The 26,615-nt window shown below is 61.9% G+C and carries 24 protein-coding genes; 10 read left to right on the top strand and 14 right to left on the bottom strand.

The window, feature by feature from the left end; genetic code table 11:
* The first annotated feature begins 49 nt into the window (after positions 1 to 49).
* From J4E63_RS27215 to J4E63_RS27235, 5 genes are read left to right on the top strand one after another with little or no spacing between them, the layout of a single operon-like run.
* Positions 50 to 1,075: a DUF5924 family protein gene (locus J4E63_RS27215; protein WP_207283871.1), complete on the top strand. Its 1,026-nt coding sequence runs from the start codon at positions 50 to 52 to the stop codon at positions 1,073 to 1,075.
* Between the two features lie 52 nt (positions 1,076 to 1,127).
* A complete protein-coding gene (locus tag J4E63_RS27220) occupies positions 1,128 to 2,276 on the top strand; it encodes an ABC transporter permease (RefSeq protein ID WP_207283872.1) in 1,149 nt (382 codons plus the stop codon).
* A complete protein-coding gene (locus J4E63_RS27225; RefSeq protein WP_060739868.1) occupies positions 2,273 to 3,076 on the top strand; it encodes an ABC transporter ATP-binding protein in 804 nt (267 codons plus the stop codon). The genes J4E63_RS27220 and J4E63_RS27225 overlap by 4 nt, the downstream gene beginning before the upstream one ends.
* A gap of 1 nt (position 3,077) precedes the next feature.
* On the top strand, positions 3,078 to 4,016 hold the full coding sequence (locus J4E63_RS27230; RefSeq protein ID WP_092167824.1) for an MlaD family protein: 939 nt from the start codon (positions 3,078 to 3,080) through the stop codon (positions 4,014 to 4,016).
* On the top strand, positions 4,013 to 4,645 hold the full coding sequence (locus J4E63_RS27235) for an ABC-type transport auxiliary lipoprotein family protein (RefSeq protein WP_060739870.1): 633 nt from the start codon (positions 4,013 to 4,015) through the stop codon (positions 4,643 to 4,645). Before J4E63_RS27230 ends, J4E63_RS27235 begins: the two co-directional genes overlap by 4 nt.
* Positions 4,646 to 4,650: 5 nt before the next feature.
* Here the strand turns inward: J4E63_RS27235 and J4E63_RS27240 are convergent, their stop codons facing one another.
* The 5 genes from J4E63_RS27240 to J4E63_RS27260 all read right to left on the bottom strand — a co-directional run bounded on the left by J4E63_RS27240 (position 4,651) and on the right by J4E63_RS27260 (position 9,114).
* The gene (locus tag J4E63_RS27240) at positions 4,651 to 5,880 is read right to left on the bottom strand and encodes a nucleoside recognition domain-containing protein (RefSeq protein ID WP_192261824.1); all 1,230 of its coding nucleotides are present in this window, start codon (positions 5,878 to 5,880) and stop codon (positions 4,651 to 4,653) included.
* Positions 5,881 to 6,083: 203 nt separating this feature from the next.
* A complete protein-coding gene (gltP, locus tag J4E63_RS27245; RefSeq protein ID WP_092167836.1) occupies positions 6,084 to 7,415 on the bottom strand; it encodes a glutamate/aspartate:proton symporter GltP in 1,332 nt (443 codons plus the stop codon).
* Positions 7,416 to 8,117: 702 nt separating this feature from the next.
* Positions 8,118 to 8,582, bottom strand: coding sequence for an inhibitor of vertebrate lysozyme family protein (locus tag J4E63_RS27250; protein ID WP_207283873.1), 465 nt, complete (start codon positions 8,580 to 8,582; stop codon positions 8,118 to 8,120).
* 2 nt (positions 8,583 to 8,584) lie between these two features.
* Complete coding sequence (locus tag J4E63_RS27255; protein WP_003177151.1) at positions 8,585 to 8,749, bottom strand: DUF1328 domain-containing protein; 165 nt, start codon at positions 8,747 to 8,749, stop codon at positions 8,585 to 8,587.
* Positions 8,750 to 8,829: 80 nt separating this feature from the next.
* The gene (locus J4E63_RS27260; protein ID WP_207283874.1) at positions 8,830 to 9,114 is read right to left on the bottom strand and encodes a hypothetical protein; all 285 of its coding nucleotides are present in this window, start codon (positions 9,112 to 9,114) and stop codon (positions 8,830 to 8,832) included.
* A gap of 437 nt (positions 9,115 to 9,551) precedes the next feature.
* Here J4E63_RS27260 and algB point away from each other — a divergent pair, with 437 nt between their 5' ends.
* Together algB and J4E63_RS27270 are read left to right on the top strand one after the other, a co-directional pair.
* A complete protein-coding gene (gene algB, locus J4E63_RS27265) occupies positions 9,552 to 10,898 on the top strand; it encodes a sigma-54-dependent response regulator transcription factor AlgB (protein WP_053126909.1) in 1,347 nt (448 codons plus the stop codon).
* Positions 10,899 to 10,908: 10 nt separating this feature from the next.
* Positions 10,909 to 12,699 (top strand): ATP-binding protein, encoded by a 1,791-nt coding sequence (locus J4E63_RS27270; protein ID WP_207283875.1) that lies wholly within the window; start codon positions 10,909 to 10,911, stop codon positions 12,697 to 12,699.
* A 19-nt stretch (positions 12,700 to 12,718) separates the two neighbouring features.
* Here J4E63_RS27270 and J4E63_RS27275 read toward each other — a convergent pair whose 3' ends face one another.
* The 7 genes from J4E63_RS27275 to J4E63_RS27305 form a co-directional block, all read right to left on the bottom strand.
* Positions 12,719 to 14,332 carry an EAL domain-containing protein gene (locus J4E63_RS27275; RefSeq protein WP_207283876.1) on the bottom strand — a complete coding sequence of 538 codons (1,614 nt, stop codon included), beginning with the start codon at positions 14,330 to 14,332 and terminating at the stop codon, positions 12,719 to 12,721.
* A 75-nt stretch (positions 14,333 to 14,407) separates the two neighbouring features.
* Positions 14,408 to 15,187 (bottom strand): N-acetylmuramoyl-L-alanine amidase, encoded by a 780-nt coding sequence (locus tag J4E63_RS27280; RefSeq protein ID WP_092167853.1) that lies wholly within the window; start codon positions 15,185 to 15,187, stop codon positions 14,408 to 14,410.
* A gap of 104 nt (positions 15,188 to 15,291) precedes the next feature.
* Positions 15,292 to 17,397: a GGDEF domain-containing protein gene (locus J4E63_RS27285; RefSeq protein ID WP_207283877.1), complete on the bottom strand. Its 2,106-nt coding sequence runs from the start codon at positions 17,395 to 17,397 to the stop codon at positions 15,292 to 15,294.
* Positions 17,394 to 18,272, bottom strand: coding sequence for an endonuclease/exonuclease/phosphatase family protein (locus J4E63_RS27290; RefSeq protein WP_192261820.1), 879 nt, complete (start codon positions 18,270 to 18,272; stop codon positions 17,394 to 17,396). The genes J4E63_RS27285 and J4E63_RS27290 overlap by 4 nt, the downstream gene beginning before the upstream one ends.
* A 15-nt stretch (positions 18,273 to 18,287) precedes the next feature.
* Positions 18,288 to 18,929, bottom strand: coding sequence for a thiol:disulfide interchange protein DsbA/DsbL (locus J4E63_RS27295; RefSeq protein WP_207283878.1), 642 nt, complete (start codon positions 18,927 to 18,929; stop codon positions 18,288 to 18,290).
* A gap of 186 nt (positions 18,930 to 19,115) precedes the next feature.
* Positions 19,116 to 19,727 carry a cytochrome c gene (locus tag J4E63_RS27300; protein WP_060739880.1) on the bottom strand — a complete coding sequence of 204 codons (612 nt, stop codon included), beginning with the start codon at positions 19,725 to 19,727 and terminating at the stop codon, positions 19,116 to 19,118.
* A 46-nt stretch (positions 19,728 to 19,773) separates the two neighbouring features.
* The gene (locus tag J4E63_RS27305) at positions 19,774 to 20,064 is read right to left on the bottom strand and encodes a cytochrome c5 family protein (protein ID WP_003196231.1); all 291 of its coding nucleotides are present in this window, start codon (positions 20,062 to 20,064) and stop codon (positions 19,774 to 19,776) included.
* 191 nt (positions 20,065 to 20,255) lie between these two features.
* On the opposite strand from J4E63_RS27305, the gene yihA reads away from it, so the two are divergent.
* The gene (yihA, locus tag J4E63_RS27310) at positions 20,256 to 20,897 is read left to right on the top strand and encodes a ribosome biogenesis GTP-binding protein YihA/YsxC (RefSeq protein ID WP_192261818.1); all 642 of its coding nucleotides are present in this window, start codon (positions 20,256 to 20,258) and stop codon (positions 20,895 to 20,897) included.
* 436 nt (positions 20,898 to 21,333) lie between these two features.
* On the opposite strand, the gene polA is transcribed toward yihA, so the two are convergent.
* Entirely contained in the window at positions 21,334 to 24,102 is a 2,769-nt protein-coding gene (gene polA, locus J4E63_RS27315; protein ID WP_207283879.1) for a DNA polymerase I, read from the bottom strand.
* A 74-nt stretch (positions 24,103 to 24,176) separates the two neighbouring features.
* Here polA and J4E63_RS27320 point away from each other — a divergent pair, with 74 nt between their 5' ends.
* Both J4E63_RS27320 and J4E63_RS27325 read left to right on the top strand, forming a co-directional pair.
* The gene (locus J4E63_RS27320) at positions 24,177 to 24,464 is read left to right on the top strand and encodes a DUF2782 domain-containing protein (RefSeq protein ID WP_018602771.1); all 288 of its coding nucleotides are present in this window, start codon (positions 24,177 to 24,179) and stop codon (positions 24,462 to 24,464) included.
* 59 nt (positions 24,465 to 24,523) lie between these two features.
* Entirely contained in the window at positions 24,524 to 25,474 is a 951-nt protein-coding gene (locus tag J4E63_RS27325) for a homoserine kinase (protein WP_207283880.1), read from the top strand.
* Positions 25,475 to 25,637: 163 nt separating this feature from the next.
* Here the strand turns inward: J4E63_RS27325 and znuA are convergent, their stop codons facing one another.
* On the bottom strand, positions 25,638 to 26,567 hold the full coding sequence (znuA, locus tag J4E63_RS27330) for a zinc ABC transporter substrate-binding protein ZnuA (RefSeq protein ID WP_207283881.1): 930 nt from the start codon (positions 26,565 to 26,567) through the stop codon (positions 25,638 to 25,640).
* Positions 26,568 to 26,615 lie beyond the last annotated feature (48 nt).

A 26,615-nucleotide genomic window follows, 5' to 3' on the forward strand; every position in this document is an offset into this window, starting at 1 on the left:
GCGATACTCTGTCAGGGATATTTCCTACGACTTACTGTGAAACTACCGAATGCAAAACCTGACGGTCTATATCCAGCGCATCCTTGAATTGATGAAGCGCTATCCAGGGGTCATTGCGCTCGGTGGTTTCATCTCCGGGGTCGGCAGTTTCATGCTGGTGGACCGCCAGCAGGGCCTGGCGACCTGGATCGCCATCATGATGCTGGTGAGCTGGCTCTGGCTGATGGTCGAGAACAGCATGACCCGGCTGTTCACGCGGATTTTCAAACGGGAGATCCCCCAACCGCTGTTGCGCTACGCCACGCAGATGATTCACCAGGAAAGCCTGTTTTTCGTCCTGCCGTTTTTCTTCATCACCACCACCTGGAACAGCAGCCAACTGATTTTCACCGGCCTGCTGACGGTCGCGGCGCTGATCTCGATCACCGATCCGCTGTACTACAAATGGCTGGCGCCACGGCGCTGGGCGTTCCTGGCGTTGCACACGCTGACCCTGTTCGCCGCCCTGCTCACCGCGTTGCCGGTCATCCTGCACCTGACCACCGACCAGAGCTTCAAGCTGGCCCTGGGCATTGCCATGCTGCTGTCGTTCCCCAGCCTGGCCTCGATCTTCCCGATCCGCACCGTACGCAACGCCCTGGCCATTTTGTGTATCACCGTCGGGATTGGTGCCGCCGGCTGGGTGCTGCGCTCCTGGGTACCGCCAGCGACATTGTGGATGACCGAGGTGGCGATCAGCACCCAACTGGAAGACCGCACCCCCGGGGCCAGCCTCAAGGAAGTCAGCGCCGCCCAGATCCGCGGCAACGGCCTGTACGCCTACACCGCGATCAACGCGCCACGTGGGCTCGACGAGCGGATCTATCACGTCTGGCAGTTCAACGGTAAGGAAGTGGATCGTATCGCCCTGGACATCCATGGCGGGCGCAAGGAAGGCTATCGCGCATGGACGCACAAACAGAATTTCCCGGACGACCCGACCGGCAAATGGCAGGTGCGGGTGCTGACGGAAAATGGCCAGATGATCGGTGTGCTGCGTTTCAACGTGAGCGCCACTGCACCCGAAGCAAAATGATGGCGATTGTGCTATCAGGTAGCGCTGTTCAAGCCGAACGAGCATGGAGCTTATGACCCCCAGCCCCCACATGGGCAGTGCCCGACTCGACACGTCCGGCTCGCCGGCGCAGCTGTGGATCAGCGGCGACTGGACGCTGGCCCATTACCCACAGCTCAAGCGCCTGGGCGAATCGCTGCGCGGCCGGTACGACGAAAACACCCGGATCGACCTCAACGGCCTCGGCGCCCTCGACACTGCCGGGGCTTCGTTACTGGTGGAACTGCTGGGTTCCGAACGGCTGGGCAAGACCACCGAACACCCGGACTGCAGTTTGCCGGCAGCCGAGCGCGCGTTGTTGCAGACGGTGTACTGCTCGCTGACGGATTTCTGCGTACCGGACAAAGAACCGAAAGTCAGCGTCGTGACCCAGTTGCTGACCCGCATCGGTCGCGCCGTGGAGAAGGTCTGGCAGGACACCCTGCAATTGCTCGGTTTTGTCGGCCTGATCCTGGAAACCCTGGCCCGCGGGCTGTTTCACCCGCGGCGCTGGCGCATTACGCCGATGGTCGTGCACATCGAGCAGACCGGCCTGGACGCGGCGCCCATCGTGGCCTTGCTGACGTTCCTGGTGGGCGCGGTGGTGGCCTTTCTCGGGGCGACGGTGCTGGCGGATTTCGGCGCCAGTATCTTTACCGTGGACCTGGTGGCGTTCTCGTTCCTGCGCGAATTCGGCGTGTTGCTGACGGCGATTCTCATGGCGGGCCGCACCGCCAGCGCATTCACCGCGCAGATCGGCTCGATGAAAGCCAACGAAGAAATCGACGCGATCCGCACCCTTGGCCTCGACCCCGTCGAGCTGCTGGTGGTGCCGCGGGTGCTGGCCCTGCTGGTGGCGCTGCCCATGCTGACGTTCGTGGCCATGCTCTCGGGCATCATTGGCGGCGGTGTCGTGTGTGCGCTGTCGCTGGGCATCTCCCCGGCCATGTTCCTGTCACTGCTGCAATCGGACATTGGCGTGCAGCACTTCGTGGTGGGGATGGTCAAGGCGCCGATCTTTGCCTTCCTGATCGCTGCCGTGGGCTGCCTGGAAGGCTTCAAGGTCAGCGGCAGCGCCGAATCGGTCGGGGCCCACACCACCTCCAGCGTGGTGCAGTCGATTTTCGTGGTGATTGTGCTGGATGCCGTGGCCGCGCTGTTTTTCATGGAGATGAGCTGGTGAGTCGACCTTCCAGAACGCCCGCCGAGGCGGTGATTCAGGTGCGTGGTCTGTGCAATCGCTTTGGCCGCCAGAGCGTGCATGAAAACCTCGACCTGGACGTCTACAAAGGCGAGATCCTCGCCGTGGTGGGCGGCTCCGGCAGTGGCAAGTCGGTGCTGCTGCGCAGCATCGTCGGCTTGAACCAGCCCAGCGAGGGTTCGGTGCGGGTGTTCGGCCAGGACTTGCCGAGCCTGTCTCAGGAGCAGCGTTCGCGGGTGGAACGGCGCTTTGGCGTGCTGTTCCAGAAAGGCGCGCTGTTTTCGTCCCTGACCGTGACAGAAAACGTCGCCCTGCCCCTGATCGAGCACGCCGGCCTCAGTCGGGCAGATGCCGAACACCTGGCGGCGGTGAAACTCGCCCTGGCCGGGCTGCCGCTCTCGGCCGCGGACAAGTACCCCGCCTCGCTGTCCGGCGGCATGATCAAGCGCGCCGCCCTCGCCCGTGCGCTGGCCCTGGACCCGGACATCCTGTTTCTCGACGAACCCACCGCCGGCCTCGACCCCATCGGCGCGGCGGCGTTCGACCAGTTGATCCTGACGCTGCGCGACGCCCTGGGCCTGAGCGTATTCCTGGTCACCCATGACCTGGACACCCTCTACACCATCACCGACCGGGTGGCGGTGCTGGCGCAGAAAAAAGTGCTGGTGGCCGATGTCATCGACAAGGTGTCGGAAACCGACGACGCCTGGATTCATGAATACTTTCATGGCCCTCGCGGCCGCGCGGCTTTATCCGCCGCTACACAGTCCAACGAGGTTTGACATGGAAACCCGAGCCCATCATGTGCTGATCGGCCTGTTCACCGTCATTGTGGTGGTCAGCGCCCTGCTGTTCGGCCTCTGGCTGGCCAAGTCCAGCGTGGACAGCGAGTTCAAGGATTACGAAGTGGTGTTCAACGAGGCCGTCAGCGGCTTGTCCAGGGGCAGCTCGGTGGAATACAGCGGTATCAAGGTCGGTGACGTGGTGAACCTGCGCCTGGACCCGAACGACCCGCGTCGGGTGCTGGCGCGGGTGCGCTTGAGCGGCGAGACACCGATCAAGCAAGACACCCAGGCCAAGCTGGCGCTGACCGGCATCACCGGCACCTCGATCATCCAGCTCAGCGGCGGCACGCCCCAGAGCCCGCCATTGACCGGGCACGACGGCGAGCCGCCGGTGATCATCGCCGCGCCCTCGCCGATCGCCCGCCTGTTGAACAACAGCGATGACGTGATGACCAGCATCAACCTGCTGCTGCACAACGCCAATGAAGTGTTTTCCTCGGACAACGTCCAGCGCCTGAGCAATACCCTCGATCATCTGGAGCAAACCACCGGGGTCATCGCCGATCAGCGTGGCGATATTCGCCAGGCCATGCAGCAATTGGCGGCCGTCGGCAAACAGGCCAGCGCCACGCTGGAACAGACCACGGCGTTGATGCGCAATGCCAATGGGCTGCTCAACGACCAGGGCAAACAGGCCTTCGGCAGTGCCGGCCAGGCCATGGACTCTCTGGCCCGCAGCACCGCGACTCTCGACAAACTGCTGAACGACAACCGCGATTCGCTGAACAACGGCATGCAGGGCCTCAATGCCCTGGCGCCAGCCGTGCGCGAGCTGCGGGAAACCCTGAGTGCCCTGCGCGGTATATCCCGACGCCTGGATGCCAACCCCAGCGGCTATTTGCTGGGCAATGACAAGGACAAGGAATTCACGCCATGAAACCGTTCCATCGATTCGTCTGTCCGGGCCTGGTGCTGGCGGGGTTTATCCTGTTGGCCGGTTGTTCGATCCTGCCCAAGGCCGAGCCTTCGGACATCTATCGCCTGCCCGCCGCCCAGGCACCGGCCTCCGCCGGCACGCCGGTGAGCTGGTCGTTGCGCCTGGCCAGCCCGCAGGCCAGCGAAGTGCTCAACAGCCCGAAAATCGCGGTCATTCCCCAAGGCAACCTGTTCAGCAGCTACGCCGCCTCGCGCTGGAGCGACCCCGCCCCGGTATTGGTGCGCAACCGCTTGCTCGACGGCTTTGCCCAGGACGGGCGGGTCCGGCTGTTGAGTGTCGCTGACAGCAACCTGCAGGCAGACCTGGAGCTGGGCGGGCAATTGCAGGCGTTCCAGACCGAGTACCAGGGCAGCGCCGCCAGCGTGGTGGTTCGCCTGGACGCGTTGCTGGTGCGAGGGTTCGACCAGCGCATCCTGGCCAGCCGCCGTTTCGAAGTGCGCCAGCCATTGAACGATGTGAAGGTGCCGGCGGTGGTGGACGGCTTTGGCCGGGCCAGCGACCGACTGACCGCCGAGGTGGTGAACTGGACGTTGGAGCAGGGCCAGCGTTTCGCAACGCCGGCCCCCTGACGGCCTCAGCCAAAGAACCAGTAGCAGACCCCGATCGCCGACAGGACGCCCGCCAGTTCGGCCAACAGCGCGCAACCCACGGCGTGGCGCGCCCGCTGGATGCCGACGGCGCCGAAGTACACCGCCAGCACGTAGAACGTGGTCTCGGTGCTGCCCTGGATAGTCGCCGCTACCAGGGCCGGGAAGCTGTCCACGCCGGAGGTCTTCATGGTCTCGATCAGCATCGCCCGGGCGGCGCTGCCGGAGAACGGCTTGACCATGGCGGTCGGCAAGGCATCGACGAACCGCGTATCCCAGCCGGCCCACTCCACCAGGTGGCGAATGCCGTCGAGGCCGAAATCCAGCGCCCCCGACGCCCGCAGCACGCCGACGGCGCAAAGCATCGCCACCAGGTACGGCAACAGGTTCTTGGCAACGTCGAACCCTTCTTTCGCGCCTTCGATGAAGGCCTCGTACACCTTGACCTTGCGCAGCGCGCCTACCACCAGAAACATAATGATCAGGCCAAACAGGGTCAGGTTGCCCAGGATCGATGACAACCCCGCCAGGGCCGTGGCCGAGAGCGTCGCCAGCAACGCCATGAAGCCGCCCAGCGCCAGCGCCCCCGGGATCAGGTAGGCCAGCACCACCGGGTCCCAGAGGCGCAGGCGCTGCATGAATGCCACGGACAACAACCCCATCAGGGTCGAGCCGCTGGTGGCGATCAGGATTGGCAGGAACACCAGGGTCGGGTCCGGCGCGCCTTGCTGGGCGCGGTACATGAAGATCGTCACCGGCAGCAGCGTCAGCGACGAGGCGTTGAGCACCAGGAACAGAATCTGCGCATTGCTGGCGATGGTCGCGCTGGGGTTGAGGTCTTGCAGGGCACGCATGGCCTTGAGGCCGATGGGGGTGGCCGCGTTGTCCAGCCCCAGGCCGTTGGCGGCGAAGTTGAGGGTGATCAGGCCGATCGCCGGATGGCCGGCCGGCACTTCTGGCATCAAGCGCAAGAACAGCGGGCCGAGGGCCTTGGCCAGCCAGTCGACGATGCCGGCCTTTTCGGCGATGCGCAGGAAGCCCAGCCAGAGGGTCAGGGTGCCGAACAGCAGGACCATGACCTCCACCGACAGCTTGGCCATGGCGAAAATACTTTCCACCATGGCCGCGAAGATCCCGGCGTTGCCGCCGATCAGCCACTGCGCCAGCGCCGATACGGCTGCCACGATAAAGAAGCCAAGCCACAGGCCATTGAGCATCGGTTAAATCCCCCGGAAGATGCGGCGAATGATAGCGGGGCTGGCAGAAACGACAAACCCCGGATTTCTCCGGGGTTTGGTAGTCACTGTGCAGGCCTCCTGTGGGAGCGAGCTTGCTCGCGATGGCGTCGGCCCAGTCAGCATTGATGTTGGCTGATACACCGCCATCGCGAGCAAGCTCGCTCCCACAGAGGAGGTACGCATCAGCGGCTGGAGGTTTCTCCTACCGGCAGCGGCTCCTTGCTGCGCCAGTGCGGCAGGGAGTTCCAGTAGCGCTGGCCCTTGGCATCGTCGTACATGCCTTCCCAACGGGCGATGACCAGCACGGCCAGGGCGTTGCCGATGACGTTCAGCGCGGTACGGGCCATGTCCATGATGCGGTCGACACCGGCGATGAAGGCCAGGCCTTCCAGGGGAATGCCCACGCTGCCCAGGGTGGCCAGCAACACCACGAACGACACGCCCGGTACGCCGGCGATGCCTTTGGAGGTGACCATCAGGGTCAGCACCAGCAGCAGTTGCTGGCTGATGGACAGATCGATGCCGTACAACTGGGCGATGAAGATCGCCGCGATGCTCTGGTACAGGGTCGAACCGTCGAGGTTGAACGAGTAACCGGTAGGCACCACGAAGCTGCAGATGGCCTTCGGCGCGCCGTAGGCTTCCATCTTCTCGATCACCCGCGGCAGCACGGTTTCGGAGCTGGCGGTGGAGTAGGCCAGCACCAGCTCGTCCTTGAAGATGCGCATCAGCTTGAGCACCGAGAAGCCGAACAGACGGGCGATCAGACCCAGCACCACGAAGGCGAAGAAGGCGATGGCGACATAAACCAGGATCACCAGTTTCGCCAGCGGCAGCAGGGATGCGAAGCCGAAGTTGGCAACCGTCACCGCGATCAGGGCGAACACACCGATTGGCGCGTATTGCATGATCATGTGGGTGACCTTGAACATGCTTTCCGACACGCCCTGGAACATCTTCACCAGAGGCTCGCGCAGGTCCGATTGCAGGCTGGACAGACCCAGGCCGAACAATACGGAGAAGAAGATGATCGGCAGCATCTCGCCACGGGCGACCGCTGCGAAGATGTTCGACGGGATCAAGTTGAGAATGGTCTCGATGAACGCATGCTCATGCTGGACTTCAGCGGCGGTGGCCTGGTACTTGGAAATGTCCACCGTGCCCAGGGTGCTCATGTCGATGCCGCTGCCCGGCTGGAAGAAGTTGGCCAATAGCAGGCCGACGACGATGGCGATGGTGGTGACGATTTCGAAGTAGAGAATGGTCTTGAGGCCGATACGCCCGAGTTTCTTCGCGTCGCCGACCCCGGCAATGCCGACGATCAGCGAGGAAATCACGATCGGGATCACGATCATCTTGATCAGACGGATAAAGATGTCGCCCGCCGGTTGCAGCACATTGCTGATCCACCAGGCCTTTTCGGCACTGAAATGGTTGAGCAGCGCGCCCAATGCGATCCCGAGCACCAGACCGATGAGGATCTGCCAGGCGAGGCTTAGTCGTGCCTTCTTCATATCGTTACCCTTACTTCAGTTGGACTCGGGCAGTGGCACGAACGGCTCGTCGATGACGAAAAACGTTCGCGCCACTGCCCCCGTATAAGGTCACCCCGAGCGCATTAGCGGCTTACTGGCAGGCGAAAAAAGGCGCAACTATTGCGATGCCAGGGGGGCTCGTCTAATGCCGTAAACGCCTACCCCATGCCGAATCGGCATGAGAATTTCCAAACGAAACCCGCATTACAAGCGGTTCGAATGCGACATTTTTGCAGGCATAAGTGCCGTGAACCGGCCATTTCAGCGTAGCTGGGCTTTTTCTTCCAAGCGTGGGGAATCGATGAAACGGCAACGGGTCGAGACGCGATCCACGAGAGAAATCGTCTCGCTATTCTCCGATATACGGTCAGGGAAAGGGTAATAAATTGGCGAGAGGAGACAAAATGCCGCATCGCGGCCTGCTTGCGACACCAGAATCGAGCATCCGCTCTGGCCCACGCAGGGTGCGACACGAAGCTCTACGCAAGTTCGCCAAGCCGGGAGGGCTTTGCGAACTTGCGTCACAGCTTTTTACCTGACCCGGCCCTTTCGCAGGCACCCCTTGTGCCCGTAGGTCACTCCGACGCACATCCGCCAGAACGTCCCAGCCCCTTGGTCATGCACTGGCCCTCCTCGGGCTGTGCAACAGGAAAAAACAGGGCTGCTTTTTCCATTTCAGAATCAGTACCAGTTCGGATCTTTCTTGAGTTGTTCCATTAACAGTTTTTGCATACCTTCATCGGGATCACCGAGAAAACGGTAGTCGGCATGACGGGTCGGCGACTTGTCGGCCGGCAGTCCGGCAGGGACTTCCACCAACATGGCGTAGGCCTCGTCCTTGTCGAAACTGAAGGCCACGATCAGGCGCTTGCTGCGACACGTGGCCTGGGTTTCACACAGCGGTCCCACCAGGTACTTGTCGCCGTCTTCCTCGACAGCATTCATCTGTTCCGAATCGCCTGACAGGTTCATCACCCATTCGGGCAGGCGTTCTTCTTTTTTGACGACATGCTGCCAAGTCTCACGGTATTGCGGGTCCGCCCCCAGCAACTGGTTGGCGCGCATCTGTCCGTCATTGGCAGCCATTGCCACGGCACTGCCGCCCAACAACAGGGCGGCGGCCAGTCCTTTGAATGAAACGCTCATGGTCAGCCTCGGCCACGACGGCCAAAGAAGAAGGAAGCGATGAACATCACCAGGAACACGACAAAGAGAATCTTGGCGATGCCCGTGGCGGTGCCTGCGATACCACCGAAGCCCAGTACGGCGGCGATGATGGCAATGATCAGGAAGGTAATTGCCCAGCTCAACATGGTGATTCTCCTTACGCTTTTCTATTTAGTGAGGGTCTCGCGGTGATGGTTCCGGCGCAGTGGACGACCGGTACATCGGGTTAAAACACCCAGCGCTCTTCACGCGGCATATCGGTCACTGGCTGAGCCTGATCGACATCCATCATGCGCATGGAAGCAGAAGCTTCTGCGACGCTGACGGCGGTGAAATGGGTTTGTGGGGCACGGTAAATGGACACCTGGGGCGCTTCTGGCTGTTGACGTTCGTGCCAGAGCAACCATTGCTGGCCAATCACGAGCGTGACCAGCAATGCCAGGGCAGCCCATAAGCCCTGCTGAATGTTCAAGGAAGAGAGTCGAAACTGCACGGCACATTGACGATTCATCCTGAAATTCCTCCCACCCGGGTGTGGTGATCTGGTTGAGGCGCTCTTACGCCACGTTGACCAAGGCATTGCAGCCGGCGTGCCAGGATTTTTTAACAGTTAAATCCTTTTAAAATCAAATAGTTAATAAATTACTGAGCGACATGGGGAACGCATCCTGCACGATGGCCCACACGCACGTCGTGCGTATTGCACGAATGGAAAGGAAAAGGCGTAAGGTTGTTTTGGAATTTCCTGTCAGACGCAGCCATCGGAATCAGCGATGCGAACCGTCCGACCCGTAAGAATCATAAAAAAAGGAACTCAAATCAGTCTTTTAGGAGTCACACGTCCACAGAGGCAAGTTCGGTGGGTAATATCCCCTCAGAATCGACCATGCAACTTGCCCGATTTTTCTGACACTAACCAACATCATTCATTAAAGGAGCGTAGGAAAAATGGAATCCGCCACTGAGCACCAAGGCCGCATTCTGCTGGTAGACGATGAGTCCGCCATCCTGCGTACGTTCCGTTACTGCCTGGAAGACGAAGGCTATACCGTCGCCACCGCCAACAGCGCCGCCCAGGCCGACACACTGCTGCAACGCCAGGTGTTCGACCTGTGTTTTCTCGACCTGCGCCTGGGGGAGGACAACGGCCTGGATGTCCTGGCACAAATGCGTATCCAGGCGCCCTGGATGCGGGTTGTCATCGTCACCGCCCACTCGGCCGTCGACACCGCTGTCGATGCGATCCAGGCAGGGGCCGCCGATTACCTGGTCAAGCCTTGCAGCCCGGATCAACTGCGCCTGGCCACCGCCAAGCAGTTGGAAGTGCGCCAGCTGTCGGCAAGGCTCGAAGCCCTGGAAGGGGAAGTGCGCAAACCCAAGGACGGCCTCGATTCCCACAGCCCGGCGATGAAAGTCGTCCTGGAGACCGCCCGCCAGGTCGCCAGCACCGACGCCAATATCCTGATCCTCGGCGAATCCGGTACCGGTAAAGGTGAGCTGGCCCGGGCGATCCATGGCTGGAGCAAGCGCGCGAAAAAATCCTGCGTCACCATCAATTGCCCGTCGCTGACCGCCGAATTGATGGAAAGCGAATTGTTCGGCCACAGCCGTGGGGCCTTTACCGGCGCCAGCGAAAGTACCCTGGGACGGGTCAACCAGGCCGACGGCGGTACGCTGTTTCTCGACGAGATCGGCGATTTTCCCCTGACGTTGCAGCCCAAGTTGTTGCGGTTCATCCAGGACAAGGAATACGAGCGGGTAGGGGACCCGGTCACCCGCCGCGCCGACGTGCGGATTCTCGCCGCCACCAACCTCAACCTCGAGGACATGGTGCGCGACGGGCGCTTTCGCGAAGACCTGCTGTATCGCCTGAACGTCATCACCCTGCATCTGCCACCGTTGCGTGAGCGCGCCGAAGACATCCTGACCCTGGCCGACCGCTTCCTGGCCCGCTTCGTCAAGGAATATGCGCGCCCGGCCCGGGGCTTCAGCGACGAGGCTCGCGAAGCGCTGCTAGGTTACCGATGGCCCGGCAACATTCGCGAACTGCGCAACGTGGTCGAGCGCGCCAGCATCATCTGCCCGCAGGAAAAAGTCGAAATCAGTCACCTGGGCATGGCCGAGCAGCCAGTCAACAATGCACCGCGCATCGGTGCCGCACTGAGCCTCGACGAATTGGAAAAAGCCCACATCGGGGCGGTGCTGGCCACGGCTGACACCCTCGATCAGGCGGCCAAGACCCTGGGTATCGATGCCTCCACGCTGTATCGCAAACGCAAGCAGTACAACCTGTGAGCGACACCTTATGAAACTGGCGATGAAGCTGCGTACACGGCTGTTTCTCAGCATCTCGGCCCTGATCACCGTGGCATTGCTGGGATTGGTGCTTGGCTTGGTCAGCGTCATGCAAATGGCCAGTACCCAGGAACAATCGGTACGCGACAACTTCATCCTGCTGGACCTGGGTCTCAAGCTGCGCCAGACCCTCGGCGATCAGTTGATCATCATGCTCGACGACAACCCCGACCTGGCCGCTCTGGAGGCATCCGAGCGGCAATACCTGGCGTTGATCGACCAAGGGATCGCCCACGAAAGAAAGCTGGACAACACGGCCGCCAGCTTCAGCAGGGCCAAGGCCGACTACGTTGAATTTCTCGAGGCCTTCACCGCGTCTCGCCAGCAACCGAGACAGCTCACGGGCATCAAGGACCTCACCGAAAAATTCAACGTGCTGCGCAATGGACTGATCGAAGGTTATCGCCAGGCCCTGACCAAGATCGGTGAAACCCAGGACCGCGCGCGCGAACGCGCCTTGTGGATTTCCGGACTGCTGGGGCTGGTGGGGTTTGCGGTACTGGTCATCGGTTTTATCACGGCCCATGGCCTTGCCCGGCGTTTCGGCGCACCGATCGAGGCGCTGGCCGCGGCGGCGGATGACATCGGCCAGGGCAATTTCGAGGTCACGCTGCCCGTTTCTTCCGCCGCCGAGTTGAATTTGCTGACCCGTCGTTTCGGGGTCATGGCCCAGGCACTGCGCGAACATCAGGCCACCAATGTCGATGAACTGCTCGCCGGCCAGCAGCGTTTGCAAGCGGTGCTCGACAGTATCGACGACGGCTTGCTGATGATCGATCGCCAAGGCCAGCTGGAGCACCTCAACCCGGTGGCCCAGCGTCAATTGGGCTGGGATGAGGCGCGCCTGGGCCAAGGGCTCGGCGAGGCGCTGGGACGCCTGGAACTGGATGAAGAATTGCACCTGGTGCTGCGCGGCGGAACCCTGGAGCGGGCGCCGGAAGACCTGACCATCGAGGTCGATGGCGAGTCACGGGTGCTGACCTACAGCCTCACACCGGTCAGCCACACCCAGGGCCACATCCTCGGCGCGGTCATGGTGCTGCATGACGTCACCGAACAGCGCGCCTTCGAACGGGTGCGCAGCGAGTTCGTCCTGCGTGCCTCCCATGAGCTGCGCACGCCGGTGACGGGCATGCACATGGCATTCGGCCTGTTGCAGGAGCGCCTGCACTTCCCACCGGAGTCCCGCGAGGCGGACCTGCTCAACACCGTCACGGAAGAAATGCAGCGGCTGATGCAACTGATCAACGACCTGCTGAATTTCTCTCGCTACCAGAACGGCCTGCAAAAGCTGACCCTGGCGCCTTGTTCCATCGACGACCTGTTGGAAGAGGCCCGCCTACGGTTCGCCGAACAGGCCCAAGCCAAGGGTATCGAGCTGCTCGTGGCGATCCAGGGCCCATTGCCACGGCTGCATGCCGACGCTGCGCAACTGGATCGGGTGCTCGATAACCTGATCGACAACGCCATGCGCCATACCGGCGAAGACGGCCAGATCCGCTTGCAGGCCCGACGCCACGGCGAGCGGGTAATCATCAGTGTCGAAGACAACGGCGAAGGCATTGCCTACGGCCAACAGGGAAGGATCTTCGAGCCTTTCGTCCAGGTCGGACGCAAGAAGGGTGGCGCCGGCCTCGGTCTGGCCCTGTGCAAGGAGATCGTCCAGCTCCACGGCGGCCGCATGGGCGTTTATTCAAGGCCGGGGCAGGGCACGCAGTTCTACATGGCGCTGACGGTTTGAGCGCACGGCCTGGGGCAACCTAGGCTTCATCATCAAGGCGGCGCCCACGCAGGCGTCGGCCACGGGTGATCAATTCGATGAGTTGCACCGCGCTGAGGGCATGGGCGAACAGCCAGCCCTGGCCAAACCTCACCCCTTCGCTGCTCAAATAAGAGGCCTGGGCTTCATGCTCGATGCCTTCGGCGATCACCTTGAGCTGCAGCGCGTGGGCCATGCGGATGATGTGCGGGGCCACGCCGCTGCTAGCGGCATCGTGGCCCAAGGCGTCGATGAAGGCCTTGTCGATTTTCAGGCAGTCCACCGGCAGGGTTTGCAGGTAGGCCAGGCTGCAATAACCGGTGCCAAAATCGTCGATCAGCACCTGATGCCCAACATCGCGCAGCGATTGCAAGTTATCCCGGGCAACCAACACATCGATCAGCCCGCGCTCGGTCACTTCGAAGGCAATCTGGTGCGCCGAGACCCGATGCAACGCCAGCAGGCGAGCGATCACTTCGCCAATACGCGGCACCATCACATCGCAGGCCGCCAGGTTCACCGAGATATACAGCTGCGGATTGGCCCGCAACAGCTGGCCCAATTGATCGAACAGCCGCTGCAGCACGAAATCGGTGATCTGGCGGATCTGCCCGGTGTTTTCGGCCATCGGGATAAACAAGTCCGGGCTGGTCAGGGTGCCGTCCGGTCGTCGCCAGCGCAGCAAGGCTTCGGCACCTACGCAGTTGCGGCTGTCCAGGTCGAAAATCGGCTGGTACAGCACCTGCAATTCACCGCGCCGGATGGCCCCGTGCAGTTCGGCGTCCATGGACTGGCGATGGCGCGCCAGCAGAAACACCTGGAAACCAATCCCCAGACCCAGCACCAGACTGATGGGCAGCATCCACCAGGCATTGGCCGGGATCTTAAAACCGTTGCGCTGGGCGATCAGCACCAGTTGATATTCCGGGCTGTCGGTGGGCATCCGATAAATCAGCCGGGTCTGCGTCACCTGCAAGGCATTCTGGCTTTTCGGGGGCCAAGGCTCTGTGGGCGGCCAGTATTGTTGGGTGCCCAACACGGGAATGGCCCGCGTGCCGTGATCCAGGACCACCAGCAGGCTGCTGCCCGGTGGCAGGTCGACCACGTCGGCCAAATGCCCTCGGGAGGTGGCGACTCGGAAATTGCCACGGCCCAGCATCAACGCAGCGCGGTCTTCGTTGGGTTCGGTGGTGGTATTGAGCCAATAGCTATAGGTCGGGCCTCGCAGATCGGGCGGACGGGCCACCGACAACCCGCTCTGGCGCGGACGATTGGAACAGACGCCGCTGCCATCGATGTACACCGCTTCATAAACGAAACGGTAATTGAAGCTGACTTCTCGCAAGGTCGCGATCATGTCATCGTCGCAGCCGCGCAACGGCTGGTTTTGCAGGTCGTCGAGGCTTTCTCGCAATTGCCCGAAAAGCTGTTCCAGCCGTTGCAGGAAGCGCTCGCCCTGGGCATTCATCTGGTCGCTTTCACGCTGCTGGATCTGCTCCACGACCACGAACAGACTACCCGTAAGCAGTAGGAGCGTACTCAGGGCAGCCGCCATCATCGCCAGGAACAAGGGGCGATGGAGCCAGCTCTGTAAGGTTTCGCGCGCAGCCGTCATCATCGGTAATCCGAAAGTTACCAATGAGTTATAGCTTCTGATTTGAATTTGGCCCGATTCGTCGGACGGGCGTCATTATTTTGTCTGGTTGAGTACCTGCAGAATCGCCGCGCTTTGCGGGTCCGGCATGCCATCGAAGCGGGTCGGCCTATAGTGCATCTGAAACGCGGCCAGCACATGGTGGGTGGCTACGTCCCATTCACCGGTCTGGGGCGTCGGGTAGCCCAGACGGGCCAGCTCGGCCTGGAACCAACTGGCAGGCGGTAGCTGCGTTGCGAAGAAAACCTGCTGGCGTGCGACGGCCTGTTCATCCGGCCACACCCCCAGGCCCGCTTGCGCCAGACGCTTCCAGGGGAACAGCGGCCCCGGATCGAGCTTGCGCAGGGGCGCGATGTCGCTGTGGCCGATGATGCTGCGCGGGCTGATCCCGTTGCGCTGGATGATGTCCTTGAGCAAGACGGTCAAGGCCTGGACCTGAGCTTCGCTGTAGGGATACCAGAGGCGCCCGGTGGGCGTGTCGACGAAACCCGGATTGACGATTTCGATGCCGATGGAGCTGGAGTTGAGCCAGGTCCGGCCTTCCCATTCACTTTCCCCGGCGTGCCAGGCGCGCCGGCTTTCATCCACCAGCTTGTAGATGGTCGCGTCTTTATCGTCGCCAATCAGGTAATGGGCGCTGACTTCGCCATGGGTCAGCAGGGCCAGTGAACGCTCCAGGGACGCCGAGGTGTAATGCACCACCACGAATTGGATGCGGTTGTCATGGTTGACGGAGGGGTGACTGGTGTCGAACCGAGGGCCGCTGGTGCAGCCGGCCAGGATAAATAAAGAAACAATGAGCGAGAAAAATTTCATGGCGGAAGGCATTACGCGCTGGAAGTAATGCAACAGTGTAACGTATCGCCCCCGCGATGATCCGGTGCGTGGGACGATATTAAACAAATTGGAACAATTAGCCCTCAGCCCAGCTCCACGCGGTTGCGTCCGGCATTTTTGGCCCGGTAGAGCGCCTGATCGGCTCTTTTAAGCACCGAATCGCTGTGTTCGCCCGGCTTGAAAGCCGTCATGCCCACCGATACCGTCACCGTCACCGGTTCGCCCTTGAAATGAAACGGGCAGGCTTCGATGGCCAGACGCAGCGCCTCGGCCAGCTTGGCGCCAGCCGCCAGGGGGGTATCCGGCACCAGCAGGACAAACTCCTCGCCACCAAAACGCGCAATGAAATCGCCGCCACGCAGGCGTTTGCGCAGGACCGAAGCGATCAGTTTCAACACCCGGTCACCGGCCAGATGGCCGTAGTTGTCATTGATGCGCTTGAAATGATCGAGATCGAGCATGGCCAGCAGCAAGCTGTTGCCGTGCTGTTGCCACTGGACGACTTCATGCTCCAGACGCTCGGACCAGGCGGCGCGATTGGGCAACCCGGTGAGCGGATCGACCAGCGCCTTTTGCCGCTGTTCCTCGAGATTTTCCCGCACGACCTGGGCGTCCTGCTCCATCAGCGCGACACGATCGGCCAGGCTTTTCAGGCGCGCCGAGACTTCCTGCTCGCGTTGATCACGTTGCTGGCGGTGTTGGTCCATCGTCCCGAGCAAGCCTTCGAGGTGATTCTCAAGCACCTGCTTGAGGCCTTCCAAGTCATCGGCTTGTTGCACACTGCTTTGCAGGCCATCCACCTGTTCGCGAATCTGGGTGTCCATTTCCCGGGAGGCCGACAGGTTGTCGGCGTGGTCTTCACTGGCGGCCTGCAGGCTGCTCTGGAAGGACTCGAGACGATCATTGAGACGTTGCAGGTACGCTTCGAATTCATGCTGGCCGGTGTCGGTGATAGCCAGCATCAACACCGCCAGATCATCGAGGATCGGCAGCAGTTCGTACCAGTTCAAGCCATTTCGCAACCGCTCACCCATGGCTTCGGCTTGTGGTCGATGACGCTCGGGCAAGGTCAGGTCGCCCAACAGGCCCAGCAAAGTGTCTTCGATGTGCTTGGCGACCGAGCTGTAGGACGGTTCCGGCGAGTCGGGCAGGGCGTATTGGGCGTCAGCCAAATCGGCGGCGGCCAAGGACGCGGGCGCGTCAGGCTCGGCTTCTGCTGGAGGCACCGAGGGGTCGGGGAGGGCCTGTGGCACCTCTTCGGACATCAGCTCGTCGGGATTTTCCAGGGTGGGTGCCGCTACCGGGAGTTCGTCGGCGACCACCGCTGGCAAGGGGGCTGGTTCGGCGACTTCGTCCGGCTCGCTGATCGGCTGAGCCACTTCGGCTGCTGGTGCCGGAGCGGGCGTCGGCGCGGGTTCGGTCTGCGGGGTAACCTGGTCGACCGGTTCGGGCGTTGCCTCAGGAGTGGGTGCTTGCTCCGCTACCGACGGGACGGTTGCCGGTGCTGGTGCTGGTGCTGGTGCTGGTGCTGGTGCTGGTGCTGGTGCTGGTGCGACGGATGCTGTGTGAACTGCCGGCTCAACGGCGACTGGCAGGGCCGTGTCTGCCAGAGGCGCCACACTGGCCTGGGCGGGCTCGTGAGGCTGGGGCGGCGCTTCCTCATGGCCTGGGCCACCAAACAGCCGTTGCAGCAATCCGGGGCGGCTCGGTTCGACAGGGGCGTCCAGGGCACTCAGTGCCTTGCCTTGCAAACCGCTCAATTCGCTGAGCAGCAGCGGAATCTCCCTGGCCTGGCCGACCCGCTCTTCCAACTGCTTGGAAAATTTCTTCAGGGGCCGGCTGACTTCCTTCGGCAGCGGCAGGCTTTGCAACTGGGCCACCAGGGCCGTCAATGCAGTGCTCATCTGCTCGATGCGGGTTTCGCGGCGCTGCTCGGAATCGAGTACGGCTTTCTCCAGGCGCGGCAGCAGGGCGGCGAGGCCGGCGTCCATGTCATCGGCGCGCACCACCTCGCGCATCTCTTTCATGCATTGGTCGACGACCCGATCAGTGCCCTCGGCGGCCAGGGTGCTGCGCACCAGGCCACGACGCAGCAAGTCGAGCCGAGCATCCCAACGGCGCTCGAGCTTTTCCTGCTGTTCGATGCTCTTTAAGTATTTCTCTCTCCAGCGTTCAGCTTCGTCGCTCATTCATCGGATCCGCGAGGGGCAGTACTCAGCGCGGGGAATGCATCGGCCGTGAGCGAACCCGGCAAACGAATTTCTACCGCGACCGGCAGGTGATCGGAAATGGGTTGGGCCAACACCTCGACGCGTTCGAGGGTCAGGGTCGGGCTCAACAGGATATGGTCCAGACAGCGCTGGGGGCGCCAGCTGGGGAATGTCGCTTCCAGTTGTGGTGCGAGCAGACCGAGATCGCGCAGGGGCGAGGTCTGCAGCAGGTCGGTGGCGTGGGTGTTCATGTCGCCCATCAGTATCTGGTGCTTGTAGCCGCCGATCAGCTCGCGAATGTACGCGAGCTGCATCGTTCGGGTACGCGCCCCGAGCGCCAGGTGCATCATGACCACGACCAGCGCTTCCGGACCTTCGCCAAAACGCGCAAGAATCGCCCCGCGTCCCTTGGGGCCCGGCAGCGGATGGTCCTCGATCGCCCAGGGACGCAAACGACTCAACACGCCATTGCTGTGCTGGCCAAGACGTCCGAGGTTGCGATTGAGTTGCTGGTACCAGTAGGGGAAGGCGCCCAGTTGGGCCAGGTGTTCCACCTGATTGACGTAGCCTGACCGCAGGCTCCCGCCGTCGGCCTCTTGCAGGGCTACCAGGTCGAAGTCCTTGAGCAGGTCGCCGATTTTCTGCAAGTTGCCGGCACGCCCGGTGTGCGGCAGCAAATGTTGCCAGCCGCGGGTCAGGTAATGCCGGTAGCGTTCGGTGCTGATGCCCACCTGGATATTGAAGCTGAGCAGCCGCAAGCGGCTGTCGCCAGGCAGGCCCGTGGACGTGACATGGTGCTCGTTGACCCGTGGTTCATGCAGGCCAACGATGCGTTCGCTACTCCAGCGGGCCATGGGCGAGGGCCGCGCTTAGTTGGCGGCAGCCTTGGTGGCCGCTCGCTCTTTGGCGATCAGTTGGTCGGCCAGTTGCAGCGCTTGTTCGGCACCGCCGGCAGAGCCGATGTCAAAGCGATATTTACCGTTGACGATCATGGTCGGCACGCCCGTGATCTCGTATTTCTTCGCCAGGTCGCGGGCCTTCTTGATCTGGCCCTGGATGGCAAAGGAGTCGAAGGTGGCCAGGAACTTGTCCTTGTCCACGCCTTGGGTCGCCAGGAAATCGGCCATGTCTTGCTTGTCGGTCAGCTTCTTGTGTTCTTTCTGGATCGCGTTGAAAACGGCTGCGTGGACCTGGTGCTCGACGCCCATGGCTTCGAGGGTCAGGAACATCTGGCCGTGAGCGTCCCATGGGCCACCGAACATGGCAGGGATGCGGACGAAGTTAACGTCCGATGGCAGTTTCTCGACCCATGGGTTGATGACCGGTTCGAACGCATAGCAATGCGGGCAGCCGTACCAGAACAACTCCACGACTTCGATCTTGCCAGGCGCTGCCACCGCAACGGGGTTGGTCAATTCGACATAGGGTGCGGCGGGCTTTTCAGCCGCCTGGGCAGTCATGCCGAACAGGCTGGCGGCGACGAGCGCGGCGCTGATGATCAGATTACGCATGCTTTACTCCTGGACAATGAGGGGGCCTCGCAAGACCTGCTTCTTAAGACAGACCGTGGCGGGTTCAGTTTCTCTAGTGTAACGGCAGCAGCCACAAAAAAGGGCGGCCAAAGCCACCCTTTTGATGCTCGCATCGACAGATTAATCGAGCGTTAACGTTGCAAGAGGTGTATCCCCCCAACGGCCTTAGTGCAAGCCCTGAATGTAGGCGGAGACGGCCGCGATATCTTCGTCGCTCAGCTTTTTGGCGATGCTCTGCATGGGCTTGGTGTCGCCATCGTTGGTCCGGCCACCTTCTTCTTTGCGGAAGTCGGCCAGTTGCTTGCCGACGTACTGGGCATGCTGGCCGCCCAGGTGTGGGAAACCGGCAGCGGCGTTGCCTTTGCCATCGGGGGAGTGGCAACCGGTGCAGGCTGGCAAGCCTTTGTCGAGATTGCCGCCGCGGAACAGCGCTTCACCGCGAGCCACGAGTTTTGGATCGGCGGCGCCGACGCTGCCCTTCTGGCTGGCGAAATAGGCCGCGATGTCCGCCAGGTCCTGATCGCTCAGGTTGGTCAGCAGGCCGGTCATTTCCAGCACCGTGCGCTTGCCGGACTTGATGTCGTGCAGTTGCTTGTTCAGGTAACGCTCGCCCTGGCCCGCCAGTTTCGGAAAGTTGGGCGCCATGCTATTGCCATCCGGGCCGTGGCAGGCCCCGCATACGGCCGCTTTCGCCTGACCGGCAGCGGCGTCGCCAGCGGCGTGGGCTACGCCGGATATCCCCAAGGTCAACAGCAGACTCACGATCAGTTTGTTCATCAGCTAATCCAACTACGGCTAAGGGTTAAAGAGTTATGGACCGGGTTTACTCGCTCATCCACTGGATGATGGCTCGGTAATCCTCGGCACTGCAGTCCATGCACAAACCACGCGGCGGCATCGCCTTGAAACCCTGGGTCACGTGTTGCACCAGCGTCTCCATACCTTTCGCCAACCTCGGCGTCCAAGCTTCCTGATCGCCCTTGCGGGGCGCCATGGGGAGTTGGCCGGAATGACAGGCACCACAAACACGGTTGTACACAGCTTCCGGATCCTGTGTAGCCTGAGCGCTGTAAAGCGGCATCAAGACACCGGCAGCTAGCAGCCATTTCGTCATAAAACGACCTTTTCAGGGTTGGGAACGAGCTGCGTTCTAATGCGCAATTTCGGTCGGTCGCTCCCGTGAGCTTCATCCTACGCTGGGACAAAGCGCACACAAAATCTGCGGCATTATATACTGGCGTCACTGAAACGGAAACGACACAGCTTGCCGCGTCCATTCCCGACGCCGCCCACATCGGAAATCCCATGCAACTGAAGAACCCCATCCTTGGCCTGTGCCAACAGTCCACCTTCATGCTCAGCGCTGCCAAAGTCGATCAATGCCCAGACGACGAAGGCTTCGAAGTGGCTTTTGCCGGGCGTTCCAACGCCGGCAAATCCAGCGCGCTGAACACCTTGACTCATGCGAGCCTGGCACGCACCTCGAAAACCCCGGGTCGCACGCAGCTCTTGAACTTCTTCAAGCTAGACGATGAACGGCGTTTGGTCGACCTGCCCGGCTACGGCTACGCCAAGGTCCCGATCCCGCTCAAGCAACACTGGCAGCGCCACCTGGAAGCGTACCTGGGCGGCCGCGAGAGTTTGAAAGGCCTGATCCTGATGATGGACATTCGCCATCCGATGACCGACTTCGACCTGTTGATGCTCGATTGGGCGGTCGCCAGCGGCATGCCGATGCACATCCTGCTGACCAAGGCCGACAAGCTCACCTACGGCGCGGCGAAAAATACCTTGCTCAAAGTGCAGTCGGAAATTCGCAAGGGCTGGGGCGACGCGATCACCATCCAACTGTTCTCGGCGCCCAAGCGCATGGGCCTGGAAGAAGCCTACACGGTGCTGGCCGACTGGATGGAATTGGCGGACAAGGGCAGCGAAGAGGCCGAATAAGCCAAATCGCAGGCAAAAAAAACCCCGGACTTCTTATGGGGAGGGGGAAGTTCGGGGTCCAAGTTCCGGACCGCTAGGGCGGGGTCCAGATATCTGCCAACACTTAACACAACATAGGAGCATTGAAGGGCTTCACCAGCCATTCAAAATCTCTGAGTGGCGATTCACGGGTTTAGTTCAGATTATTTTTGGAAATAACCGTAGGAATTTTCCGAGCTAATGAGGCCGCACCTGGGTTTTCGGTGACTCAATGGGGCATGGGTGTCTGGGCCGACGCTATCGCGAGCAAGCTCGCTCCCACAGGGAATGGGTGTTGGGCTCGGTATTCGGCTCGACTCAAAACCATTGTGGGAGCGAGCTTGCTCGCGATGACCATATTTCATTCCCCGCAGATTTATCAGCCGCCACAAGAGCCCTCGACCTCAGGGCTTGGGAATCAGTGCGCCTCGTCCCAGTTATTGCCCACGCCCACTTCCACCAACAGCGGCACGTCCAGCGTGGCGGCGGTGCTCATGTGCTGGCGGATTTCTTCGCGCACCTGATCGACCAGGTCTTCACGCACTTCCAGCACCAGTTCGTCGTGGACCTGCAGGATGACCTTCGCATCCAGCCCGGACGCCGTCAGCCAGCGGTCCACGGCGACCATGGCTTTCTTGATGATGTCGGCCGCCGTGCCCTGCATCGGCGCGTTGATGGCGGTGCGCTCGGCGCCTTTGCGCAGGGCCGGGTTTTTCGCGTTGATGTCCGGCAGGTACAACCGGCGACCGAAAATGGTTTCGACAAAACCTTGCTCGGCCGCCTGGGCGCGGGTGCGTTCCATGTATGCCAGCACACCCGGGTAGCGAGTGAAGTAGCGGTCGATGTAGGCCTGGGACTGCTTGCGATCGACGCCGATCTGCTTGGCCAGACCGAACGCGCTCATGCCGTAGATCAAACCGAAGTTGATCGCCTTGGCGCTGCGGCGCTGGTCATGGGTAACCGCGTCCAAATCGACGCCGAACACCTCGGCCGCCGTGGCCCGGTGCACGTCCAGGTCATTACGAAACGCATGAAGCAACCCTTCGTCCTTGGCCAGGTGCGCCATGATCCGCAGTTCGATTTGCGAATAGTCCGCCGCCAGCAGTTTGTAGCCTTTCGGCGCGACGAACGCTTGGCGGATGCGTCGGCCTTCGGCCGTGCGAATCGGGATGTTCTGCAGGTTCGGGTCGATGGATGACAGGCGCCCGGTCGCGGCGACGGCCTGCTGGTAATTGGTGTGGACGCGGCCGGTGCGGCTGTTGATCTGTTCCGGCAGGCGATCGGTGTAGGTGCTCTTGAGCTTGCTCAGGGAGCGGTACTGCATCAGCACCTTGGGCAGCGGGTAATCCTGCTCAGCCAGCTCGGCGAGCACCGCTTCGGCGGTGGACGCCTGGCCCTTGGCGGTTTTGCTGAGCACCGGCAAGCCGAGCTTTTCGTACAGGATCACGCCCAATTGCTTCGGCGAACCCAGGTTGAATTCCTCGCCGGCGATGGCAAACGCCTCACGCTCCAGCGCCACCAGTTTTTCGCCCAGCTCGACACTCTGTACGCCCAGCAGGTTGGCATCGACCAACGCCCCCTGGCGCTCGATGCGCGCCAGGACCGGCATCAGCGGCATTTCGATATCGTTGAGCACCGGCCCCAGGCTTGGCGTGGCGGCCAGCTTTTCCTGCAAGGCTTGATGCAGGCGGAAAGTCACGTCGGCGTCTTCGGCGGCGTAAGGGCCGGCCAGTTCCAGGGAGATCTGGTCGAAGGTCAGTTGCTTGACCCCTTTGCCAGCGATGTCCTGGAAATCGGTCTTGCTCTGGCCCAGGTACTTGAGCGCCAGGCTGTCCATGTCGTGGCGGGTCGCGGTGGAGTCCAGCACGTAGGATTCGAGCATGGTGTCGAAGGCGATGCCCTGGACCAGGATGCCATTGTTCTGATCGCCACCGATGGCGCAGTTGGCCAGGATGTTGGTTTCGAACTTGGCGTGCTGGCCGATCTTGAGTTTGTTCGGGTTTTCCAACAACGGTTTGAGCGCCTTGAGCACGGTGTCGCGGTCCAACTGCTCCGGCACGCCCATGTAGGAGTGGGTCAGCGGGATGTAGGCCGCCTCGAAAGGAGCCACGGCGAACGACAAGCCCACCAGTTGCGAATGCTGGGCATCGCCGCCGTTGGTTTCGGTGACAAAAGCGAACAGCGGCGCCTTCTCCAGTTTCGCCAGCCACGCCTCGAAGCGCGCCTGCTCGAGAATGACCTCGTACTTGGCCTCGGCCGCGCCGGGCTGTTCTTCGGCAACTTCGACGATCTCCTGGCCGGCACGCTTGGCGTCCCGCTGGTTTTCCTCGAACCAGCTCTTGAACTCCAGCAACGTGTACAGCTCGGCCAGCTTCTCGTGATCGGGTGCGCCCATTTGCAGGTCGTCCAGGCCGACATCCAATGGCACGTCGGTCTTGATGGTCGCCAGCTCGTAGGAAAGCAACGCCATTTCCTTGTGCTCTTCGAGCTTGGCGGCCAGGGTCTTGGCGCCACGGATCGGCAAGGTGGCAACGATATCCAGTTGCGCGTACAGCTCGGTCAGGCCGCCATTGACGCCCACCAGCAGGCCGGAAGCGGTCTTCGGTCCGATGCCCGGAACGCCGGGGATGTTGTCGGACGAATCGCCCATCAGCGCCAGGTAATCGATGATCTGCTCTGGAGCGACGCCAAACTTCTCCTTCACGCCAGCCACGTCCAGGGCGCTACCGGTCATGGTATTGACCAAGGTAATGTGCCCGTCGACCAACTGCGCCATGTCCTTGTCGCCGGTGGAGATCACCACCGGGCGGTCGGCCGCCGCGCTGCTGCGGGCCAGGGTGCCGATCACGTCATCGGCTTCGACGTTGTCCACGCACAGCAGCGGGAAGCCCAGGGCCTTGACGCTGGCATGCAGTGGCTCGATCTGCACGCGCATGTCGTCGGGCATGCTCGGGCGGTTGGCCTTGTATTCGGCGTACAGCGCATCGCGAAATGTCCCACCCTTGGCGTCGAACACCACGGCGAACGGACTGTCCGGATACTGCTTGCGCAGGCTCTTGAGCATGTTCAACACGCCTTTGACCGCACCGGTCGGCAGGCCTTTGGACGTGGTCAGCGGTGGCAGCGCGTGAAAGGCGCGGTACAGATAAGAAGAACCGTCCACCAGGACGAGGGGGGCTTGGCTCATGAGCAGGATCAACCTTTTCGGCGGGTCCGGGGCTAGAATAGCGGGACCGTTGACGACAAAGGGACAAGGTTATCATGCGTACACTAAATCGCCTGTTACTGGCTGGCTTGTTTGCAATCACCCCGTTAGCTGTCATGGCAGCGGATGACGCACCCTCGGCGGACCCGGATGTCACCATCCGCACCGAAGGCGATAAAACCATTCAGGAGTATCGGCAAAACGGATTTTTGTACGCGATCAAGGTCACGCCCAAGAACGGCAAGCCTTATTTCCTGGTACGCGCCGATGGCACTGATGCAAACTTCATCCGCTCGGACCAGCCGGATATGCTGATCCCTTCGTGGAAAATCTTTGAGTGGTAGCCCCACTCTGCACTTCAACCGGCGCCCGCTGAAGGGCGCCCGTACTGGCAGTTTTAACCATGTCTGTGTTCACGCCCCTGGCTCGGCCCGAGCTGGAAACCTTTCTCGCCCCTTACGGGCTTGGCCGTCTGCTTGATTTCCAGGGGATCGCCGCCGGCAGCGAAAACACCAATTTCTTTATCAGCCTGGAGCAGGGCGAATTCGTCCTGACCCTGGTCGAGCGCGGCCCGGTGCAGGAAATGCCGTTCTTCATCGAACTGCTGGACGTGCTGCATGACGCCGACCTGCCGGTGCCTTACGCCTTGCGCACCACCGACGGCATCGCGCTGCGGGAGCTGGCGGGCAAGCCGGCGCTGTTGCAACCGCGCCTGGCGGGCAAGCACATCAAGCAGGCCAACGCCCAGCACTGCGCCCAGGTCGGGGAGTTGCTGGCGCATCTGCACTTGGCGACCCGCGACAACATGATCAAGCGCAAGACCGATCGTGGCCTGGACTGGATGCAGGAGGAGGGCGGCAAGCTGCTCTCGCACCTCGACGCCGAGCCGCGTCGGCTGCTCGAAACGGCACTGGATGAAATCGCGCAGCAGAAGGTTGGCATCCTGGCGCTGCCGCGCGCCAACATCCATGCCGATCTGTTCCGCGACAATGCGATGTTCGAAGGCACGCACCTGACCGGGTTGATCGACTTCTACAACGCCTGCTCCGGGCCGATGCTGTATGACGTCGCCATCGCCTTGAACGACTGGTGTTCGGATGACGACGGTGTGCTCGATGGTCCGAGAGCGCGGGCATTGCTGGGTGCCTATGCGGCTCTGCGGCCGTTCACCGCCGCCGAGGCCGAGCTATGGCCAACCATGCTGCGCGTGGCGTGCGTGCGGTTCTGGCTGTCGCGGTTGATCGCCGCCGAGTCGTTCGCCGGGCAGGATGTGTTGATTCACGATCCGATGGAGTTCCAGCAGCGCTTGGCGCAGCGGCAGACAGTTCACGCCTTGCTGCCGTTCGCCCTCTAAGTACCAATAGAAGGCTTTCGCCGAACGCTGCTTTTGTGGCGAGGGAGCTTGCTCCCGCTGGGGTGCGGAGCAGCCCCAAAATCTTGCGGTCGCTGCGCAACCGAGCGGGAGCAAGCTCCCTCGCCACAGGATCCATGTTCGGCAGGAGCGCGCGGGGCTGGGGTCATAGCGACTCCAGGCACCCCGCCAGATCATTCCCCAGCTTCTCCAACAACTGCTCATACCCTTGCGCCGTCGCCGGGGTATAACCGCCCAGTGCATCCAGCTCCGCCAGTTTCACCGGCAACCCGGCCACCAGGGTTTCGGCCAGGCGCGGGCGCAACGGCGGTTCGCTGAAGACGCAGGTCTTGCCCACCGCTTGCAAGCGCGTGCGCATCGCCGCCACATGCTGGGCGCCGGGCTGGACTTCGGCGGCCACGGCGAACACCCCGGCGTGCTTGAGGCCGTAGTTGTCTTCGAAATAGTCGAACGCTTCGTGGAACACGAAATACGGTTTGCCCGCGACCCCGGCCAGACGCGTCTTGAGGCGCGCGTCCAAGGCGTCGAGACGCTGGTTGAAACCCGCGAGGTTGCTCTGGTAGCGGGCCGCATTCGCCGGATCCGCCGCGCTCAGGTCGGCCGCCATTTTCGCGGCGATCACCCGCGCATTGTGCGGCGATAGCCACAGGTGGGCATCCACGGTGCCGGGTCGGTGGTCGTGATCGTGCTCATCGCCGTCATGGTCATCGTCCTCGTGGGACGCGCTGTCCTGGGCGAAGTGACGCAACTTGAGCCCCGGCAGTGCCTGCACCGCGACCGACGGCAGCGTACGACCGTTCAACACGCGCGGTAGGAAACCTTCCATGTCCGGCCCAATCCAGTACAGCAGGTCCACCGACTGCACCTTGCGCACGTCCGATGGGCGCAATGCATAGTGATGCGGCGAAGCCCCTGGCGGCAGCAACACTTCCGGGATGGCCACGCCGTCCTGCACGGCGGCGGCAATCAACTGCAACGGCTTGATGCTGGTGAGGACCTTGACGTCGGCCTGGGCCGGACCAATCAGTAGAAAACTTGCGACAAAAGCGACAAAGAGCGAAAAAAATCGGGACACGATGACCACTCGAAGAGGCGAGAACGGGTAACATAATAACGTCTCTCA

Source organism: Pseudomonas sp. FW300-N2F2, assembly GCF_017351655.1.
Lineage (GTDB): Bacteria > Pseudomonadota > Gammaproteobacteria > Pseudomonadales > Pseudomonadaceae > Aquipseudomonas > Aquipseudomonas fluorescens_AA.